Consider the following 16,713-nt stretch of genomic DNA (forward strand, 5'->3'; position numbering starts at 1 on the left):
ACCTTATATGGATAGAACATCATGAATTTACACGAATATCAGGCAAAACAACTGTTTGCTCGGTATGGCATGCCAGCACCAACTGGCTACGCTTGTACCACACCGCGTGAAGCAGAAGAAGCCGCATCTAAAATCGGTGCTGGCCCGTGGGTGGTTAAATGTCAGGTACATGCTGGTGGTCGCGGTAAAGCGGGCGGCGTGAAACTGGTTAACAGCAAAGAAGATATTCGTGCTTTCGCTGAACAGTGGTTGGGTAAAAAGCTGGTCACTTACCAGACAGATGTGCATGGTCAACCGGTTCACCAAATCTTGGTGGAAGCGGCGACTGATATCGACAAAGAGCTATATTTGGGCGCGGTTATTGACCGTAGCTCCCGTCGGGTGGTGTTTATGGCATCCACTGAAGGCGGCGTTGAAATTGAAAAAGTGGCCGAAGAAACACCAGAACTGATCCATAAGGTCGCCTTGGATCCATTGACTGGCCCGCAGCCTTATCAAGGTCGCGAATTGGCATTCAAACTGGGTTTAACTGGGAAGCAAGTGGCTCAGTTCACCAAGATCTTTATGGGGCTGGCGACTCTGTTCCTGGAACGTGACTTGGCGATGGTTGAGATAAACCCGCTGGTGATTACCAAACAGGGTGATCTGGTTTGTTTGGATGGCAAACTGGGTGCCGATGGTAACGCTTTGTTCCGTCAACCAGAACTGCGTGAAATGCGTGATAAATCTCAGGAAGATGAGCGCGAAGCACAGGCTGCACAGTGGGAACTGAACTATGTCGCCTTGGATGGCAACATTGGTTGCATGGTAAACGGTGCTGGCTTGGCAATGGGTACTATGGATATTGTGAAACTGCACGGTGGTGAACCCGCTAACTTCCTTGATGTGGGTGGCGGTGCCACTAAAGAGCGCGTGACTGAAGCGTTCAAAATCATTTTGTCTGATGACAAAGTGAAAGCAGTTTTCGTTAATATCTTCGGCGGTATTGTGCGCTGTGACCTGATTGCTGACGGCATTATTGGTGCAGTTGAAGAAGTGGGTGTCAACGTGCCAGTTGTAGTGCGTTTGGAAGGGAATAACGCCGAGCTGGGTGCCAAGAAACTGGCAGACAGCGGTTTGAATATCATTGCTGCGACCAGCCTGACAGATGCGGCTCAGCAAGTTGTAGCGGCAGTGGGGGCTAAATAATGTCTATTCTAATTGATAAAAACACCAAAGTTATTTGCCAGGGTTTTACCGGTAGCCAAGGGACTTTCCACTCCGAACAAGCTATTGCTTATGGCACAAAGATGGTTGGCGGTGTGACGCCAGGTAAAGGCGGAACCCAGCATTTGGGCCTGCCAGTATTCAATACCGTACGCGAAGCAGTAGAAACGACCGGTGCGACTGCATCTGTTATCTACGTTCCTGCGCCGTTCTGTAAAGACTCGATTCTGGAAGCTATCGACGCAGGTATCAAATTGATTATCTGTATTACCGAAGGCATCCCGACTCTGGATATGCTGGTGGTCAAAGTCAAACTGGAACAGTCTGATGCGCGGATGATCGGTCCGAACTGCCCAGGTGTTATCACTCCAGGTGAATGTAAGATTGGTATCATGCCAGGTCACATCCACTTGCCTGGCAAAGTGGGTATCGTTTCGCGCTCCGGCACACTGACCTATGAAGCAGTAAAACAAACTACGGATATCGGTTTCGGTCAGTCAACTTGTGTTGGTATCGGTGGTGACCCGATCCCGGGTTCTAACTTTATCGATATTCTGAAGTTGTTCCAGGAAGATCCACAAACTGAAGTCATCGTAATGATCGGTGAGATCGGTGGTAACGCAGAAGAAGAAGCGGCTGCTTATATTAAAGAGCACGTAACCAAACCTGTGGTGGGTTATATCGCCGGTGTGACTGCACCCAAAGGTAAGCGTATGGGCCACGCAGGTGCCATTATTGCCGGTGGTAAAGGAACGGCGGATGATAAATTTGCTGCGCTGGAAGCTGCTGGCGTGAAAACCGTCCGTAGCCTGGCTGAAATTGGTAATGCCGTGAAAGCTGTTTACCAAAGTAATAAATAACATCGAGTGCACTGGTTTCAGTGTTAGTTCGACACCTGAGGCCACCTTGCGGTGGCCTTTTTAATACCTAATCAGAACTTATTTAACGCGGTAATTAATGCAATATCAGTTTGAGCCTGTTGTTTGGCCAGTTCACTGCTTGCTGCGGTGGCTTGCTGTTGCAATGTTGCTAAAGCAGCCTGGTAGCTGGCTTTATCATTAAATATCTTATCTTTGATATTGATAGACGCGATGTTGGTATAGCGGCCATCAGCCGTCGCGGGCACAGCAAGTGTGCCGTTATTAATCAGCTGTTTAACAATCTGCCGCTCTTTCTCGTAGCCTTCCAATCCCACTAAATGCCAGCGCTGTTGCAGTTTTCCTTCATATTTACCCGCCTTAACATCAGTCAGATAACGAATAGTCAAATTACGGATAGTGCCTGCTTCTTCTCCATATTGGACTTTACTGTCTGACAGCACGGGGAATGTTTGTCCCTCGAGCACGCCACCTTTTTGCGTCAAATGCCCCATTCGATAGCTGTTCATGCCCAGATGAATTGGCGTGGTATCCGTAACGGGTGTGCCATCATTGAGGCGCAGGTCGGTGATACGTGAGCCGACTGGCTGACGTAAATCAATGGTGTAAGTCACACCGTCAAAGAAATCATTGGTGGAATATTTAGAGGCACGGCGCTGCGGATTAAAGCTGTAGGTCACATCCCCTGGTTTAACCTGGTTAAAGTAATCAGCCGACCATTCCATATATTGCTTCAGTTCTTTGCCCGTCAGAGCATAAACGGTAACTTCCCCACCGGCATATTGATAGTTAAATGCAATGTCTTTAGCCGTGATATTACCTACATCCATTTTTGGCCGGTCATTATCAATTTGTAAGGCAATGACTTGCGCCAGCGGAGCGTAATAATGGGCGGCTTCTTGATACAGTGCGCTGATGCCAGTGTCTTGCACATGGACTTGCGGAATGCCTTTAATCTCATCCGGCGGGACTAAATTCGTGCCATTTAGTGTCGCAATCACACGATTAGCATTGGCGCGTAAAATATCGTGGTAAGGCTGATAGAGTGATTCCAGTGACTTATCGGACTCAATGCCCTTGATGGGGTAGGTGTAGCTGTCTTTCTCTATCAGGTGATATTTCCCGTCTCGTTGCTCAAATTTCAGGTCAATACGTGACAGTGCGCGGCCATATTTATCCGGTTCAGTGATAATGACACCATTCACCACGGCCTTATCAATCTTCACGTGCATATGACCTGCGACGATGGCGGCAAGCTCGGGGTTAGCCTGGGCAATATCACCAACACCGGTTCCAGGGCGCTGATTTTCATTATCGATCCCCATATGCGCGACCAGAACAATGGCATCGACCTGTGGCTGGATCTGCTGAATGACCTTTTTCACTTCCTGTACCGGATCAGTGAAATGGATGCCATTGATGCGATCCGTGCCTTGGGCAAACTCGGCAGTCATGGGCGTGTCCATGCCGATAATGCCGATTTTAACTCCTTGGCGTTCAATGATTTTATAAGAGGGGAGGTAGGGTTTGCCTGAATCCCAGAAGATATTACCCGCCAGCGCAGCACCATCAAATTGCTTGAGTGAGGTAGAAAGGGCTTTTAAGCCAAAATCAAATTCGTGATTACCCATCACCCATGCATCATATTTTAAGGCATTGAAGCCCAGTATCATCGGGCTAATAGGTTCATTTTTAAAAGTTTCGACAAAGTTACCCTGAATGGTATCTCCGGCATCGACCAAAATAATATTCGGCTGTTCGGCGCGTATTTTATGCACTTTGGTGGCAATTTGGCTCAAGCTGCCAGCCAGGTTTTCACTGTCACTGGCGTAGTCCCACGGCACAAAAGTGCCGTGCAGGTCAGAGGTTCCCAAGATGGTGATATCAACTTGTTGAGCGGCGAGAATCGGGGTACTGATACAGAGTAAAGTGGTGAGTGCTATTTTTTTCATTGTAGAGGATTCAATCTTTTATAATGTCATAGCACTTCATCATGCAACAAAATGGCAACACTTGCGAACGCTTCCCTCAGGATGAACTACTATATTGATATAAAACTTGGAAATGTGATTTAACTCACTCTGAAAATAATAAATTTAAAAGTTAACCTGGATCGCATAATAACGATGTAATAAAGCATTAACTAAACCATAAAATTACATTTTATTAACAGCAATGGATTATATAAAAACAATCGAACTTTTAATTAACATGGAAAAGAATTAATTGTTCTAAATCAACTTTTGAATATGGCAATAATGTTCATATGGGCTTAAATTGTTCTGGATCAAATTACGGCATGATAGGCAAACGGCCTATTTATTGACCTGTATCCAGAACTCGAAGCTGGGTCACGTAAAATCCTATTTATTGTGTGGGATTAGAAGCGTACTATTACCGCGGTGTAATACTGGGTAGTTGATATTGTTATTTTTGTTGTGTTTTTTGGGCATTCACTGTGGGTAATTACTAAACTTCCAATATAGCGGAGGTTAAGTTGCCGCAAGTCGGAGTCTTCCTGCGAGGAGCAAGGAGTCAAGATGTTTGATATTGTCGAACTGTCACGGTTACAGTTTGCCTTAACGGCAATGTACCATTTCTTATTTGTCCCACTAACGCTGGGTATGGCGTTTATGTTGGCAATTATGGAATCGGTTTATGTGCTGTCTGGCAAACAAATCTATAAAGATATGACCAAGTTCTGGGGTAAGTTATTCGCGATTAACTTTGCCCTGGGTGTTGCCACTGGTCTGACTATGGAGTTCCAATTCGGGACTAACTGGTCATATTTCTCTCATTACGTCGGTGACATCTTCGGTGCCCCTCTGGCAATCGAAGGTTTAATGGCGTTCTTCTTAGAATCTACTTTCGTTGGTCTCTTCTTCTTCGGTTGGGATCGTCTGAGTAAACACCAGCATTTGGCCGTAACCTGGCTGGTGGCGTTAGGCTCTAACTTCTCTGCGCTGTGGATCTTGGTTGCGAACGGCTGGATGCAAAACCCGATTGCATCTGACTTCAACTTTGAAACCATGCGTATGGAAATGCTGAGCTTCTCAGAGTTAGTGCTAAACCCAGTTGCTCAGGTGAAATTTGTTCACACAGTTGCAGCAGGTTATGTCACTGGCGCGATGTTTGTTCTGGGTATCAGTTCTTACTATCTGTTGAAAGGCCGTGATATTCCGTTTGCCAAACGTTCCTTTGCTATTGCTGCAAGCTTTGGTTTGGCTGCCGTCTTGTCTGTTATCGTGCTGGGTGATGAATCCGGTTATGAGATGGGTGACGTGCAGAAAACTAAACTGGCTGCAATTGAAGCTGAATGGGAAACTCAGCCACCTCCAGCTGCATTTACACTGTTTGCCATCCCAAATCAGGAAACGATGGAGAACCGGTTTGCGGTTCAGATTCCATTCGCTTTGGGAATAATTGCGACGCGTTCATTGGATACACCTGTTATCGGCTTGCGTGACTTGATGTCTCAGCACGAAGTCCGTATCCGTAATGGTATCCAGGCTTACAGTCTGCTGGAAAAATTACGTTCAGGTAATACTGATCCAGCTGTGCGTGAAGCATTCAGTAAGGCTAAGCAAGATTTGGGCTACGGCCTGTTGTTGAAGCGTTATACGCAAAACGTAACGGATGCCACTGAAGAGCAAATTCAGTTAGCCGCCAAAGACTCTATTCCACGTGTTCTGCCGCTGTACTTTGCCTTCCGCATCATGGTGGCTTGTGGCTTCCTGATGTTACTGATCATCGGCCTGTCGTTCTATAACGTGGTTCGTGGTCGGATTGGTCAGAAGAAATGGCTATTACGCGCTGCCTTGTTCGGTATTCCATTACCGTGGATTGCAGTGGAAGCAGGTTGGTTTGTGGCAGAGTATGGCCGCCAACCATGGGCCATCGGTGAAGTGCTACCGACAGCAATTGCAAACTCATCGGTTACCGCTGGGGATATTCTATTCTCCATGGGGTTGATTTGTGGTTTGTACACGCTGTTCCTGGTGGCAGAAATGTACCTGATGTTCAAATTCGCGCGCCTTGGGCCTAGCAGCCTGAAAACTGGCCGCTATCATTTTGAACAGCCGACTGCACCAGTGCAGGAAGCACGGTAAACAGGAGTCCACTTATGTTTGATTATGAAGTATTACGATTTATCTGGTGGCTGCTGATCGGTGTGCTGCTGATTGGTTTCGCAGTCACCGATGGTTTCGATATGGGTGTCGGTATCCTGCTGCGTATCATCGGTAAGAATGATACAGAACGTCGCATTATGATTAACTCGATTGCCCCCCACTGGGATGGTAATCAGGTTTGGCTGATAACTGCGGGTGGGGCGCTGTTTGCTGCCTGGCCAATGGTGTATGCAGCGGCATTCTCCGGCTTCTATATTGCGATGATTCTGGTATTGGCTGCGTTGTTCTTCCGCCCGGTCGGTTTCGATTACCGTTCTAAGCTGGAGAACAACCGCTGGCGCAACATGTGGGACTGGGGCATTTTTGTCGGTAGCTTCGTGCCTGCGGTGGTGTTCGGTGTGGCGTTCGGCAACTTGTTGCAAGGTGTGCCGTTCCATATGGACAGCTATATGCGCCTGTTCTACACCGGTAACTTCTTCCAGTTGCTGAACCCGTTTGGCTTACTGGCGGGGGTGGTCAGCTTAACTATGCTGGTGACTCAAGGTGCGACTTATCTGCAAATGCGTACCCGCGGTGAGCTGCACTTGCGCTCTCGTGCTGCCGCGCAGATTTCTGCTTTGGTGATGGGCGTCGCCTTCCTGCTAGCCGGTATCTGGTTAGTTAAAGGTATTGATGGTTTTGTAGTGACTTCAGTATTGGATACAGCAGCTGAATCTAACCCGATGCGTAAAGAAGTTGCTCATCAGGCAGGCGCATGGTTGATTAACTTCAACAAGTATCCAAGTTTATGGGCGCTGCCAGCACTTGGCGTGATTCTGCCACTGTTCACCATCTTGTTGTCGCGCTTTGAAAAAGGGGCTTGGGCCTTCGTATTCTCATCACTGACTATTGCCTGTGTGATCCTGACTGCTGGGGTAACGATGTTCCCATTCGTCATGCCGTCAAGCACAGTACCAAATGTCAGCCTGACCATGTGGGATGCGACATCTAGCCTGTTAACGCTGAAAGTGATGACCGTTGTTGCGATAATCTTTGTTCCTCTCATCCTGATTTACACCAGTTGGTGTTACTACAAGATGTTCGGGCGTATTGATAAAGACTTTATCGAAAACAACAAGCACTCACTGTACTAAGGAGCATAAAGCATGTGGTATTTTGCCTGGATTCTAGGGACACTTCTGGCCTGCTCCTTTGGTATCATTACTGCTCTGGCGCTGGAGCAGAGTGAAGCCAATGCAGCAGCGAAAGCTGCTAATAATGGCAAAGATGATGTTGTCCGATAAGCTATACAATTTGATGGACAAGGGCCCGTTACGGGCCCTTTCACTGGTATTCGCATTCGCTGTGGCGTTTTGTGTGTTTTGGGACCCTTCGCGTTTTGCGGCGGCGACCAGCTCACTTGAAATCTGGCAAGAGGTCTTTATTGTGTGGGCCGTGTGTACCGGTATGATTCATGGCGTAGGTTTTCGTCCAAAACGGATGTGGTTGCGTGCTTTTTTCTCACCACTTCCAGCAATTGTGATCTTGGGCGCGGGATTATTTTACTTTTTTGTCTAATCTGGTCATGTTTCGCCTAATCTGAACACAATCTCTCCTTATGGGCCGCCTGGCCCATAATTATTTTCGTTCTATTCTCGCAAGTGATTCCAAAGCTTAACGCTCTTCAGTATAGTGTGTCCGTTAACTGCATTACTGGGAAGTAGAGTGAGTAATACGTTGTTTCGATGGCCGGTTCGTGTCTACTTTGAAGACACTGATGCAGGTGGCGTGGTTTACCATGCACGCTACGTTGCCTTTTACGAAAGGGCGCGCACTGAAATGTTGCGCCAACGCAATTTTCACCAGCAGCAATTGCTCAGTGAGCATGTCGCTTTCGCTGTCCGCCGCATGACGGTAGAATACCTGGCACCTGCACGTCTAGATGATATGCTGGAAGTTCAGAGTGAAATTACCGCAATGCGTGGGGCTTCTCTCACGTTTGCTCAACGAATTCTCGACTCACATGGCAATCTTCTGAGTAGTGCAGAAGTATTGATCGCATGTATCGATCCACACCAAATGAAGCCAAGAGCGCTTCCTAAGTCTATTGTCGCGGAGTTTAAGTAGTGGCTGACATGAACATTCTGGATTTATTCCTGCAGGCAAGCCTATTCGTTAAGCTTATCATGCTGGTATTGATGGGCTTTTCTATTGCTTCATGGGCGATCATCATTCAGCGAACGCGTATTCTGAATGCTGCTACCCGCGATGCAGAAGCTTTCGAAGACAAATTTTGGTCCGGCATCGAGCTGTCTCGCCTGTATCAAGAAAGTCAGGCTCGCCGTGATACGCTGGGTGGCTCCGAGCAAATCTTCCATTCTGGGTTTAAAGAGTTTGCTCGTTTACATCGTGCAAACAGCCATGCGCCTGAAGCCGTGATTGATGGTGCTTCCCGTGCCATGCGCATCTCTATGAACCGTGAATTAGAAGCGCTGGAAACTCATATTCCTTTCCTTGGTACTGTTGGTTCCATCAGCCCGTATATCGGCCTGTTTGGTACAGTATGGGGGATTATGCATGCCTTTATTTCTCTGGGTGCAGTCAAACAGGCGACATTGCAAATGGTCGCACCGGGTATTGCTGAAGCACTGATTGCCACAGCAATCGGTCTGTTTGCCGCTATCCCTGCTGTTATGGCTTATAACCGCCTGAATCAGCGCGTGAATAAACTTGAACAAAACTATGACAATTTCATGGAAGAGTTCATTGCTATTCTGCATCGCCAGGCTTTTGCCAGCGCCGAGAGCAAATAAGTAGGGGGTTATATGGCGCGAGTACGTGGTCGTAAACGGCGCGAGCTTAAGTCTGAAATTAATATTGTTCCCTTGCTTGATGTGCTGCTGGTGCTATTGCTGATCTTTATGGCGACAGCACCGATTATCACGCAAAGCGTTGAGGTGGACTTACCTGACGCGACGGATTCCAAAACGGTCTCCAGCGATGATAATCCTCCGGTGATTGTCGAGGTATCCGGCGTCGGTCAATATTCGTTGGTTATTGACCATCAGCGGATGGAGCAACTGCCTTCAGAACAAGTGGTGGCAGAGGCTCAGGCGAGGTTGAAATCGAATCCGAAAACTGTATTTCTGATCGGCGGTGCGAAAGAGGTTCCTTATGATGAAATCATTAAGGCCCTTAATATGCTGCATCAGGCTGGAGTGACATCGGTGGGCTTAATGACTCAACCGATATAAATTTGCGTTGATATTGGTTGGACTAATAATCAGTCTGGCCAGTAGATACCCTGTTTTTGGCAGTTCCGTTTTTTAGCAATAGATCGCGGACATCGAGTGTGGAAATCGAGCGTGGGTAAGGCAACCGAGCAAAATGATAAGCTGAATCGCGCTGTTATAGTGTCGGTGGTTCTGCACATCATATTGATTGCCCTGTTGATTTGGGGCTCTCTGACGCAGACGACTGAAATGGGCGGTGGCGGTGCTGGCGGTGAAGTTATTGACGCCGTCATGGTCGATCCGGGCGCAGTGACAGAGCAGTATAACCGTCAGCAACAGCAACAGACGGACGCTAAACGCGCGGAGCAGCAACGCCAGAAGAAAGCTGAACAGCAAGCTGAGGAATTACAGCAAAAGCAGGCAGCAGAACAACAACGCTTGAAAGAATTGGAAAAAGAGCGTCTGCAAGCACAGGAAGATGCGAAGCAGGCGGCTGAAGAACAGAAAAAACAAGCAGCTGAACAGCAGAAAGAGGCCGCTGAGCAACAGAAAGCTGCCGCTGCCGCCGCCGCAAAAGCGAAAGAAGAGCAGAAGCAGGCCGAGGCCGCTGCAGCGCAAGCTAAAGCAGAAGCGGATAAGTTGGTAAAAGCACAGGCCGAAGCACAGAAAAAAGCTGAAGCCGAGGCCAAAAAAGAGGCCGCTGTCGCCGCTGCTGCGAAGAAACAAGCTGATGCAGATGCGAAGAAAGCCGCAGATGCTGCTGAAAAGGCCGCAACAGAAGCTGCCGAGAAGAAAGCGGCTGCTGATGCTGAGAAGAAAGCCGCCGCTGATGCTAAAAAAGCCGCAGCTGCTGAGGCCAAAAAGAAAGCTGCCGCAGAAGCCGCCGCTGCAACAGATGTTGATGATTTATTCGGTGGCCTGGCAAATTCCAAGAATGCACCGAAAAGTGGTTCCGGTGCAGGCGCTGCTGCTGCCGGTAAAGGTGGCGGCAAGAAGAGTGGGGCGTCAGCAGGTGATATCAGCGGCTATTTGGGCCAAGTCACTGCTGCAATCCAAAGTAAATTTTATGATGCTGATCTTTACAAAGGTCGCACCTGTAATCTGCGAATTAAACTGGCACCAGATGGTCTATTAATTGATGTTAAACAGGAAGGGGGCGATCCGGCACTGTGCCAGGCGGCTATCGCTGCGGCGAAACTCGCTAAAATACCTAAACCGCCAAGTCAGGACGTGTATGAGGTGTTTAAGAATGCTCCGCTTGTATTTAAGCCTCAATAAGGTTTGATTGACAGGGTATAATGGTGTTAATCAACCGTGGATTATGTAGTTTTGTTTGCGTTGGTTTGTTAAAATTCTGCTAATTATCGCGGGCATCCCGCTCGGATAAGGGAGATAAAATGAAGCAGGCATTTCGAGTTGCGCTAGGCTTTTTAGTATTATGGGCTTCTGTTTTACACGCAGAAGTTCGAATTGAGATTACCCAAGGGGTAGACTCTGCTCGTCCAATTGGTGTTGTTCCATTCAAATGGATGGGGCCAGGTACACCACCGGAAGAGATTGGTGCGATCGTTGGCGCGGATTTGCGCAATAGTGGCAAATTTAACCCAATTGATGCGGCGCGTATGCCACAACAACCTTCTACAGCAGCTGAAGTCACCCCTGCTGCCTGGACTGCGCTCGGTATTGATGCCGTGGTGGTGGGTCAGGTTCAACCGAGTGCTGATGGCAGCTATGTGGTTTCTTACCAGTTAGTAGATACTTCTGGTGCCGCCGGTAGCGTTTTGGCGCAAAATCAGTATAAAGTGACCAAACAGTGGTTACGTTATGCCGCGCATACCGCCAGTGATGAAGTATTTGAAAAACTGACTGGGATTAAAGGTGCTTTCCGTACCCGTATTGCTTATGTTGTGCAAACCAATGGCGGCAAGTTCCCACACGAATTGCGGGTTTCTGATTACGATGGCTACAACCAGTTTGTGGTTCACCGTTCTCCAGAGCCTTTGATGTCACCAGCCTGGTCTCCAGATGGTAGCAAAATTGCTTATGTAACTTTTGAGAGTGGCAAATCAGCACTGGTTATTCAGACGCTGGCAAATGGTGCAATCAGACAAGTGGCTTCATTCCCTCGTCATAACGGTGCACCAGCCTTCTCGCCAGATGGCACCAAATTGGCTTTCGCTTTGTCTAAAAGCGGTAGCTTGAATTTGTATGTTATGGACTTAGGTTCTGGCCAAATTAGCCAGGTGACTGATGGTCGTAGCAATAACACTGAACCAAGCTGGTTCCCGGATAGCCAGAATCTGGCCTATACCTCGGATCAGGGCGGTCGTCCACAAGTGTATAAAGTGAATATTAATGGCGGTGCGCCACAGCGAATCACGTGGGAAGGTTCTCAGAACCAGAACGCAGATGTGAGTCCTGATGGTAAATTCCTGGTATTGGTTAGTTCCAATGGTGGGGCACAACACATCGCCAAACAGGATCTGGTAACGGGAGCCGTTCAAGTATTAACGGACACGTTCCTGGATGAAACGCCTAGTATCGCGCCTAACGGCACCATGGTTATCTATAGCTCGACACAAGGGCTGGGAGCCGTGTTACAGCTGGTCTCGACTGATGGGCGTTTCAAAGCGCGTCTTCCGGCAACTGATGGACAGGTCAAATTTCCTGCCTGGTCGCCGTATCTGTGATGCATGTGTAAATACGTATGTATGGCAAACTATAAAAGGATCAAAGAGATGCAACTGAACAAAGTGCTAAAAGGGCTAATGTTGGCTTTGCCAGTTCTGGCAATCGCTGCTTGTAGTTCTAACAAAAGCGCAAATAATGACCAATCTGGCATGGGCGCTGGCACTGGTACAGAAAACGGCAGCAACCTGTCTTCCGAAGAGCAAGCGCGTCTTCAGATGCAAGAACTGCAAAAGAACAATATCGTTTACTTCGGTTTCGATAAATACGATATCGGTTCTGACTTCGCTCAAATGCTGGATGCACATGCTGCATTCCTGCGTAGCAACCCATCTTACAAAGTTGTTGTTGAAGGCCACGCGGATGAACGCGGTACGCCAGAATACAACATCGCGTTGGGCGAGCGTCGTGCAAACGCAGTGAAAATGTATCTGCAAGGTAAAGGCGTTTCTGCTGACCAAATCTCTATCGTTTCTTACGGTAAAGAGAAACCAGCAGTACTGGGCCATGACGAAGCCGCATTTGCTAAAAACCGTCGTGCAGTTCTGGTTTACTAAGAGAATCGCATGAACAGTAACTTCAGACGTCACTTAGTGGGTCTGTCGTTACTGGTTGGCGTAGCGGTCCCATGGGCCGCTACTGCCCAAGCGCCAATCAGTAATGTCGGCTCCGGCTCGGTAGAAGATCGAGTCACTCAACTTGAGCGTATTTCCAACGCTCACAGCCAACTATTAACTCAACTTCAGCAACAACTGTCAGATTCGCAACGCGATGTAGATAGTTTACGCGGTCAGATCCAAGAAAATCAGTATCAGCTCAATCAAATTGTTGAGCGGCAAAAACAGATCTACCAGCAGATGGATAGTCTGAGCGGTGGTCAGGGGGCGTCTACTTCAACGCCTGCGGCTGCTGGCGCTGCGACAGATAATGCAGCGACTGGAAGTTCTGATACTGCCGCCGCAGGCGCAGCAGCAGCTACAGCGGCACCTGCAGCCAGTACTGGCGATGAAAATAGCGATTACAATGCAGCTGTTTCTCTGGCTCTTGAAAAAAAGCAATACGATCAAGCGATCACTGCTTTCCAAGGCTTTGTGAAACAGTATCCAAAGTCGACTTACCAACCTAACGCCAATTATTGGTTAGGGCAGTTGTATTACAACAAAGGTAAGAAAGATGATGCTGCGTATTATTATGCTGTTGTAGTAAAAAATTATCCAAAGTCTCCAAAAAGTTCAGAAGCGATGTTTAAAGTTGGGGTGATCATGCAGGATAAAGGCCAAAGCGATAAAGCGAAGGCGGTTTATCAACAAGTGATCAAGCAATATCCCAACACTGATGCTGCTAAACAAGCACAGAAACGTTTATCTGCTCTTTAGCCTTTTTCGAGCCCAGGAATCGGTCTTATTGACTAGTTTCTGGGCTTTGGCGAACGAAGAACAAGCAGTTAGACGTCTTTACAGAAATTTAAGTTGCACTGTGAAGAGAAATTAGTAATATATGCCGCCGTTGCCAAGACAACTTGTAAAACGTTAAAGCAACAGGAAATTATGGTTCGTAGTAAACATAATGGGTCGTTAGCTCAGTTGGTAGAGCAGTTGACTTTTAATCAATTGGTCGCAGGTTCGAGCCGAGCGAAGCGAGACAGCAACGCGTTAGCGTTGACCCGAAGGGCGAGTCAGCAGGACGAGTAATCCCGCACGACAGGCACTGAATTGTCATTGGCAGTACACATAATGGGTCGTTAGCTCAGTTGGTAGAGCAGTTGACTTTTAATCAATTGGTCGCAGGTTCGAATCCCGCACGACCCACCATTATGTCAAGTAATCCCGCACGACAGGCACTGAATTGTCATTGGTAGTACACATAATGGGTCGTTAGCTCAGTTGGTAGAGCAGTTGACTTTTAATCAATTGGTCGCAGGTTCGAATCCCGCACGACCCACCATTATGTCAAGTAATCCCGCACGACAGGCACTGAATTGTCATTGGTAGTACACATAATGGGTCGTTAGCTCAGTTGGTAGAGCAGTTGACTTTTAATCAATTGGTCGCAGGTTCGAATCCCGCACGACCCACCATTATGTCAAGTAATCCCGCACGACTGGCACTGAATTGTCATCAAATAGTAAACATAATGGGTCGTTAGCTCAGTTGGTAGAGCAGTTGACTTTTAATCAATTGGTCGCAGGTTCGAATCCCGCACGACCCACCATTATCTTCTCCTTCTCCTGTTATACCTTCCAAGCAATATCATTTATATTTCTCATTCCAGAACCCCAAACAGATCTCTATAATCCTCTACTATCCTTTCTATCACTCAACTTCCCCCATATTTAACTCTATTAAACATTTTTGCCATTTTGAGACAATATCTGGCGACTTTTCGCAAAATATTGAGTATTTTGTTTAGGATAAAAAACAAATCAATCTGACTGGCAGCCTGAAAGGCATTATGGCTCCGGAATCACTGGCAATAGAGATGTGAGCGATGAGCGAAACTTTTGATGTGAATGCAGCGATTTATCCTTTCCCTGCGCGGCCTGTCCCGCTGGATGTGGACCAAAAAGCCTTTTATCGTGAGAAAATTAAAACACTGCTGAAGCAACGCGATGCCGTGTTAGTCGCTCACTATTATACTGACCCTGAAATTCAGGCTTTGGCCGAAGAGACTGGCGGCTGTGTTGCTGATTCCCTGGAGATGGCGCGATTTGGTAACAACCACCCTGCGTCAACTCTGCTGGTCGCTGGCGTTCGTTTTATGGGTGAAACGGCTAAAATACTCAATCCCGAAAAGCAAGTATTGATGCCAACCCTCAATGCTGAATGTTCGCTGGATTTAGGCTGTCCGGCTGATGAATTTGCCGCATTCTGCGACAGCCATCCTGACCGCACTGTCGTGGTGTATGCCAATACCTCAGCGGCGGTCAAAGCCCGGGCTGATTGGGTGGTCACTTCCAGTATCGCGGTTGAGTTAATCGAACATCTCGATAGCCTGGGTGAGAAAATAATCTGGGCACCGGATAGGCATCTTGGAAACTACGTACAAAAAAGGAGTGGTGCCGATGTGCTGTGCTGGCAGGGGGCTTGTATCGTCCATGACGAGTTTAAAACCCAGGCACTGGCCCAAATGAAAGCATTACATCCCGATGCCGCGGTGTTGGTTCACCCGGAGTCGCCACAAGCTGTTGTCGATATGGCGGATGCGGTAGGTTCAACCAGTCAGTTGATCATGGCGGCAAAAACATTGCCCCAGAAAAAACTGATCGTCGCAACGGATCGGGGCATTTTCTATAAAATGCAGCAGGCTTGTCCAGATAAAGAGTTATTCGAAGCGCCCACTGCTGGTGAAGGTGCAACATGCCGAAGCTGTGCGCATTGTCCGTGGATGGCGATGAATGGTCTTAAAGCGATAGCTGAGGGGCTGGAGCAGGGGGGTGTGATGCATGAGATACATGTTGATGAGCAATTGCGTCAGCAGGCGCTGATACCGCTAAATCGCATGTTGGATTTTGCCAACGAGTTGAAGTTACAGACCAAAGGTAATGCGTAAGCATTTCAGACGGCTGACAAACCCCAAAGACTCGATCTTGCAAGGTGAGAACAGGCAGAAGAGTAAAGCATCCGCACCAAGGATGGCGCGGGTCGAACCCCCAGGGAAGGGGGTACGGCCTCTTTGCGATCTGCCTGTTCCCACTGATATGGGCACTTTGTCATTAACCTCCAATGCATAAGTATTTGTTCTCTTTAAAAGTTTTATGCCGATAAAACGCTTAAATTAATAGCAAAAGGATAACCAGATGGATTTCTTTAGTACCAGTAATATATTGGTTCATATTCCGCTGGGTACCGGCGGGTATGATCTTTCATGGATTGAAGCAATAGGTACGCTGTTTGGGTTGCTGTGTATCTGGTTTGCCAGCAAAGAGAAAATCATTAACTACTTGTTTGGGTTGATAAACGTGACGTTGTTCGCGGTGATTTTCTTCCAGATCCAACTCTATGCCAGCTTGTTGCTACAGCTGTTCTTCTTTGTAGCCAATATTTATGGTTGGTATGCCTGGAGCAAACAAACGCCTGATAACCAAGCAGAATTGAAAATTCGTTGGCTATCTTTGCCGAAAGCATTGGTTTGGGGCGTGGTTTGTGTCGCGGGTATCGCGTTGATGACGTTACATATTGATACGGTATTTGCCTGGCTGACCCGTGCGGCAGTTACCGTTATGCAAGGTTTGGGGGCGAACGTCCAAATGCCGGAGTTGCAGCCAGACGCTTTCCCATTCTGGGATTCCACTATGATGGTCTTATCCATCGTGGCGATGATCTTAATGACCCGGAAGTATGTTGAAAACTGGCTGATTTGGGTGATTATTGATGTTATCAGTGTGGCAATTTTCGCCTACCAAGGCGTTTACGCCATGGCGCTGGAATACGTGATACTGACGCTGATTGCACTAAATGGCTCTTGGCTGTGGATTAAGAGTGCGGCACGAAACCATTCACGCCCACTGTCTACCCAGAATGACTAATATTTCGGTCCAATAACTGTTGCTGGAAATGTCAGTCAGGCGAGGTGCTCCAAAGCATTCGCCTGACTGATGAC

General features: G+C 47.8%; 16 protein-coding genes and 5 tRNA genes. 20 read left to right on the forward strand and 1 reads right to left on the reverse strand.

Features of this window, described 5'->3' with window-relative positions; translation table 11 throughout:
* The first annotated feature begins 21 nt into the window (after positions 1 to 21).
* Positions 22 to 1,188, forward strand: a complete 1,167-nt coding sequence (gene sucC, locus FGL26_RS00775; RefSeq protein WP_005168022.1) for an ADP-forming succinate--CoA ligase subunit beta — start codon at positions 22 to 24, stop codon at positions 1,186 to 1,188.
* Positions 1,188 to 2,066 carry a succinate--CoA ligase subunit alpha gene (sucD, locus tag FGL26_RS00780; protein WP_005165487.1) on the forward strand — a complete coding sequence of 293 codons (879 nt, stop codon included), beginning with the start codon at positions 1,188 to 1,190 and terminating at the stop codon, positions 2,064 to 2,066. The genes sucC and sucD overlap by 1 nt, the downstream gene beginning before the upstream one ends.
* A 71-nt stretch (positions 2,067 to 2,137) precedes the next feature.
* Here the strand turns inward: sucD and FGL26_RS00785 are convergent, their stop codons facing one another.
* Positions 2,138 to 4,036 (reverse strand): bifunctional metallophosphatase/5'-nucleotidase, encoded by a 1,899-nt coding sequence (locus tag FGL26_RS00785; protein ID WP_005168025.1) that lies wholly within the window; start codon positions 4,034 to 4,036, stop codon positions 2,138 to 2,140.
* A gap of 588 nt (positions 4,037 to 4,624) precedes the next feature.
* On the opposite strand from FGL26_RS00785, the gene cydA reads away from it, so the two are divergent.
* From cydA to pnuC, 18 genes are all read left to right on the forward strand, one after another.
* Complete coding sequence (cydA, locus tag FGL26_RS00790; RefSeq protein WP_005168026.1) at positions 4,625 to 6,193, forward strand: cytochrome ubiquinol oxidase subunit I; 1,569 nt, start codon at positions 4,625 to 4,627, stop codon at positions 6,191 to 6,193.
* A 14-nt stretch (positions 6,194 to 6,207) separates the two neighbouring features.
* Positions 6,208 to 7,347 carry a cytochrome d ubiquinol oxidase subunit II gene (gene cydB / locus FGL26_RS00795; RefSeq protein WP_005168027.1) on the forward strand — a complete coding sequence of 380 codons (1,140 nt, stop codon included), beginning with the start codon at positions 6,208 to 6,210 and terminating at the stop codon, positions 7,345 to 7,347.
* Positions 7,348 to 7,359: 12 nt separating this feature from the next.
* Positions 7,360 to 7,497 carry a cytochrome bd-I oxidase subunit CydX gene (gene cydX / locus FGL26_RS00800; protein ID WP_005165495.1) on the forward strand — a complete coding sequence of 46 codons (138 nt, stop codon included), beginning with the start codon at positions 7,360 to 7,362 and terminating at the stop codon, positions 7,495 to 7,497.
* A complete protein-coding gene (ybgE, locus tag FGL26_RS00805; RefSeq protein ID WP_172668233.1) occupies positions 7,484 to 7,771 on the forward strand; it encodes a cyd operon protein YbgE in 288 nt (95 codons plus the stop codon). The genes cydX and ybgE overlap by 14 nt, the downstream gene beginning before the upstream one ends.
* 147 nt (positions 7,772 to 7,918) lie before the next feature.
* The gene (gene ybgC, locus FGL26_RS00810) at positions 7,919 to 8,320 is read left to right on the forward strand and encodes a tol-pal system-associated acyl-CoA thioesterase (RefSeq protein ID WP_005165498.1); all 402 of its coding nucleotides are present in this window, start codon (positions 7,919 to 7,921) and stop codon (positions 8,318 to 8,320) included.
* On the forward strand, positions 8,320 to 9,006 hold the full coding sequence (gene tolQ, locus FGL26_RS00815; RefSeq protein WP_004393307.1) for a Tol-Pal system protein TolQ: 687 nt from the start codon (positions 8,320 to 8,322) through the stop codon (positions 9,004 to 9,006). The genes ybgC and tolQ overlap by 1 nt, the downstream gene beginning before the upstream one ends.
* A gap of 12 nt (positions 9,007 to 9,018) precedes the next feature.
* On the forward strand, positions 9,019 to 9,447 hold the full coding sequence (gene tolR, locus FGL26_RS00820) for a colicin uptake protein TolR (RefSeq protein ID WP_004393306.1): 429 nt from the start codon (positions 9,019 to 9,021) through the stop codon (positions 9,445 to 9,447).
* Between the two features lie 111 nt (positions 9,448 to 9,558).
* The gene (gene tolA, locus FGL26_RS00825; RefSeq protein WP_005168031.1) at positions 9,559 to 10,704 is read left to right on the forward strand and encodes a cell envelope integrity protein TolA; all 1,146 of its coding nucleotides are present in this window, start codon (positions 9,559 to 9,561) and stop codon (positions 10,702 to 10,704) included.
* A 119-nt stretch (positions 10,705 to 10,823) separates the two neighbouring features.
* The gene (gene tolB, locus FGL26_RS00830) at positions 10,824 to 12,116 is read left to right on the forward strand and encodes a Tol-Pal system beta propeller repeat protein TolB (protein WP_005165502.1); all 1,293 of its coding nucleotides are present in this window, start codon (positions 10,824 to 10,826) and stop codon (positions 12,114 to 12,116) included.
* Positions 12,117 to 12,164: 48 nt separating this feature from the next.
* Positions 12,165 to 12,671, forward strand: coding sequence for a peptidoglycan-associated lipoprotein Pal (gene pal, locus FGL26_RS00835; RefSeq protein ID WP_004393299.1), 507 nt, complete (start codon positions 12,165 to 12,167; stop codon positions 12,669 to 12,671).
* A gap of 9 nt (positions 12,672 to 12,680) precedes the next feature.
* Positions 12,681 to 13,490, forward strand: a complete 810-nt coding sequence (gene cpoB, locus FGL26_RS00840) for a cell division protein CpoB (RefSeq protein WP_005165506.1) — start codon at positions 12,681 to 12,683, stop codon at positions 13,488 to 13,490.
* Between the two features lie 195 nt (positions 13,491 to 13,685).
* A tRNA-Lys gene (locus FGL26_RS00845) sits at positions 13,686 to 13,755 on the forward strand.
* Between the two features lie 94 nt (positions 13,756 to 13,849).
* Positions 13,850 to 13,925 (forward strand) — tRNA-Lys (locus FGL26_RS00850).
* Positions 13,926 to 13,982: 57 nt separating this feature from the next.
* A tRNA-Lys gene (locus FGL26_RS00855) sits at positions 13,983 to 14,058 on the forward strand.
* Positions 14,059 to 14,115: 57 nt separating this feature from the next.
* Positions 14,116 to 14,191: transfer RNA gene (locus FGL26_RS00860), tRNA-Lys, on the forward strand.
* 58 nt (positions 14,192 to 14,249) lie between these two features.
* Positions 14,250 to 14,325 (forward strand) — tRNA-Lys (locus FGL26_RS00865).
* Between the two features lie 276 nt (positions 14,326 to 14,601).
* Positions 14,602 to 15,663, forward strand: a complete 1,062-nt coding sequence (nadA, locus tag FGL26_RS00870; protein ID WP_005168034.1) for a quinolinate synthase NadA — start codon at positions 14,602 to 14,604, stop codon at positions 15,661 to 15,663.
* Between the two features lie 247 nt (positions 15,664 to 15,910).
* Positions 15,911 to 16,639, forward strand: coding sequence for a nicotinamide riboside transporter PnuC (gene pnuC / locus FGL26_RS00875; RefSeq protein WP_005168038.1), 729 nt, complete (start codon positions 15,911 to 15,913; stop codon positions 16,637 to 16,639).
* The last annotated feature ends 74 nt before the right edge of the window (positions 16,640 to 16,713 follow it).

It is taken from the genome of Yersinia enterocolitica subsp. enterocolitica (assembly GCF_901472495.1).
GTDB lineage: Bacteria > Pseudomonadota > Gammaproteobacteria > Enterobacterales > Enterobacteriaceae > Yersinia > Yersinia enterocolitica.